2 protein-coding genes and 1 pseudogene are annotated in these 2,885 nt (G+C 71.3%); all 3 read right to left on the minus strand.

The genetic code is table 11. The features are described 5' to 3' along the window. Positions 1 to 45: 45 nt before the first annotated feature. On the minus strand, positions 46 to 1,149 hold the full coding sequence (locus ACWEVO_RS34180; protein ID WP_452311546.1) for a sugar ABC transporter substrate-binding protein: 1,104 nt from the start codon (positions 1,147 to 1,149) through the stop codon (positions 46 to 48). A 217-nt stretch (positions 1,150 to 1,366) separates the two neighbouring features. After that, positions 1,367 to 1,846 carry a Cys-tRNA(Pro) deacylase gene (ybaK, locus tag ACWEVO_RS34185; RefSeq protein ID WP_452311547.1) on the minus strand — a complete coding sequence of 160 codons (480 nt, stop codon included), beginning with the start codon at positions 1,844 to 1,846 and terminating at the stop codon, positions 1,367 to 1,369. A gap of 46 nt (positions 1,847 to 1,892) precedes the next feature. Continuing rightward, a pseudogene (locus ACWEVO_RS34190) lies at positions 1,893 to 2,810 on the minus strand (THUMP-like domain-containing protein); the annotation flags it as partial. Between the last annotated feature and the right edge of the window lie 75 nt (positions 2,811 to 2,885).

Below are 2,885 nucleotides of genomic sequence, written 5' to 3' on the forward strand. Positions count from 1 at the left end.
GGAGAACCCGTGCCGGGCGGCGCCGCCTGAGGCGGGTGGGACAGGTCAGCTGATGCCGGCGTCGGCGCAGAGCTTGGCGTAGTTGCCGGTGCAGAGCTCGTCCTTGGTGACGAAGCCGTCGGCGACGACGTCCTTGACGTTGTCCTTGTAGATGGCCTTCGGGGTCAGCAGGACGGCGGGGACGTCACGGCCACCCTCCGGGTCCTTGACCGTCTGGCCGGTGTCCTTCTTCTCACCCTTGGCGACGGCGATGGCCAGGTCGGAGGCCGCCTTCGCCTCCTCCTTGATCGCCTTGTAGACGGTCATGCACTGGTCGCCGGCGAGGATGTTCTGCAGGCCCTGGACGGTGGCGTCCTGGCCGGTCACCGGGACCTTGCCGTTGAGCTTGTTCTTCTTCAGCACCGAGATGGCCGCGTTGCCGAGACCGTCGTTGGCGGCCAGCACACCGTCGATCTTGCCGCCGGCCTTGGTCAGCTGCTGCTCGAAGATCGTGGCGGCCTGGGCGTTGTCCCAGTCCGGCACGGAGTCGTCGGCGACCTTGGTGTACTCCTTCGAGTCGAACTTCGGCTTGAGGACCGAGTCGTACCCGTTCTTGAACAGGGTCGCGTTGTTGTCGGTCGGCGAGCCGTTCAGGTAGGCGATCGCCGGGTTCTTGGCGCCCTTGTCGGTCAGGCACTTGCTCAGGCCCTCGCCCTGGAGCTTGCCGACCGCCTCGTTGTCGAAGCTGACGTAGTACTGGGCGGAGCCGCCCAGGGTCAGCCGGTCGTAGTCGATGGTGGCCACACCCTGCGACTTGGCCTTGTCGAGCACGGCCTTGCCGGTGCCGGAGTCCAGGTTGACGATCATCAGGGCGGTGACCCCGCTGGTGATCATCTGGTCGGCGATGGTCTGGAACTGGGTCTTGTCGCCCTGGGCGTTCTGGATGTCGTAGTCGACGTTCGCGGCCTTGAACGCGTCCTCCAGGAACTTGCGGTCCGCGCCCTCCCAGCGGGCGGAGGACTTGCTGTCCGGGAGGATCACGCCGATCTTCGGCTTCTTGTCGTTCGAACCGCCGGCCTGGTCGGAGTTACCGCCGTTGTCACCACAGGCGGCCATGCTGCCGGTCGCGAGGAGACCGACGGCCGCGAAGGTGAGGAAGCCCTTGCGCATGTGCACGGGTCCTTTCGGAGGGTGGGGGAGTAGTCGGTGTTTTGTTGTGTCCGGCAACGTATTCCTCGCCGGCGGGGAGGCGCAAGACTGGCGAGGTCAGAGTTTTGTTGGCGGCGGTAACAATTCAGCAACGCGACTGTCACCCGGCTGTCACCCCGCTGAGAGCGCTCCCCGCCTGACGTCCGGAAACGCTCCCAAACCGCCCCGCCGGGCCGGTTCAGGCGGTGGCGATCGGCGCCGTGACGGCGTCGGTCAGCGCGACCAGATCGGCCGGCGCGAGTTGCAGTTGCAGGCCCCGCCGACCGGCCGAGACGTAGACGGTCGGCTGGGTCAGCGCGGACACGTCGACCACCGTGGGCAGGCGCTTGCGCTGGCCGAGCGGGCTGATCCCGCCCCGGACGTACCCGGTGGTCCGCTCGGCGACCGTCCGGTCCGCCATGGCCGCCCGCTTGCCGCCCACGGCGGCCGCGAGGGCCTTCAGGTCCAGCTCCCCGGTGACCGGGACGACCGCCACGGTGAGGCCGTCGTCCACCTCGGTGACCAGCGACTTGAAGACCCGCTCCGGGGGCACGCCGAGGGCCGCCGCGACCAGGGCGCCGTAGTTCGGCGCGTCCGGGGAGACGTCGTACGGGTGGGTGCTGTGGGCGATCTTGCGCCGGATCAGCAGTGCCGTCGCCGGAGTGCCCTGTCCCGCCATGACCGACAAGCTAACCCGGTCGCCGCTCCGGGGCGAGTCGAAACCGTCAGGTGGGCGGGGCCGCCCCGGCGGCCTCGGCCGGCACCGGCCGGCAGAGCAGGACGGTGGGGGTGCCCGCCACCCGGGTCAGCACCAGGCTGGCCGCGCCGTCGCCGGCCAGCTTCAGGTCCCGGCGCAGCTTCTCCGGCTCCAGCGCCGACCCGCGCTTGAGGATCTCCACGCGGCCGACCCGGCGCTCCCGCAGCAGCGCGCGCAGTCGCTTCAGCGAGAACGGCAGCACGTCGGTGATCTCCAGGCACCGGGCGAACGGGGTGGGTCGGGCGGCGTCGGCGTACAGGTAGGCGATCGTCGGATCGGCGAGGGTGGCGTCGAGTTCGCCGGCCAGTTCGGCGACCAGGTGCGCACGGACCACCGCCGGGTCCGGGTCGTAGAGGAAGCGGCGGACGGGCCCGGCCGCGGCTTCGGCGTCGCCCGCCCCGGTGAGCAGGTGCACGGCGTCGGCGCGGAGCAGGGTGGCGCGGCGGGGGACCGCGGCCAGCGCGCCGCACCAGAGGGCCGCCTCGACCAGGTCGCCGTCCACACTGACCCACTCCGCCTCGGCCCCGGCCGGGATCAGCGCGTGGTCCAGCCCCGGGGCCACCTTCACCACGGTGCGCGGCACCCGCTCGGCCAGCCCGGTGACGAAGTCCCAGGGCGGTGAGTAGGCGTTCGGGTCGAAGATCCGCCGCCCGGTGCCGGCCTTCCGCCGGGCCGGGTCGCAGAAGACCGCCCCGATCCGGGTCACGTCGAACGACGTCGCGTCCCCGCACTCGACGGTGAACCACTCGGCCAGCCCCGCCGCCTCCGCGTTCGCGGCGGCCATCGCGGCGGTCACCGGGTCGGCCTCCACCCCGTGCACCCGGATGCCGGCGCGGGCGGCGGCGAGCGCGTCGGCGCCGAGCCCGCAACCCAGGTCGGCAAGGCTGCACCTTCACGGAAAGGGCCGGTGAGTGTCACAGTGGCAGCACCTCACCCCTGGTGTGAGGCACCCCGTCGGGCC

This window comes from Micromonospora sp. NPDC003776, from assembly GCF_053605645.1.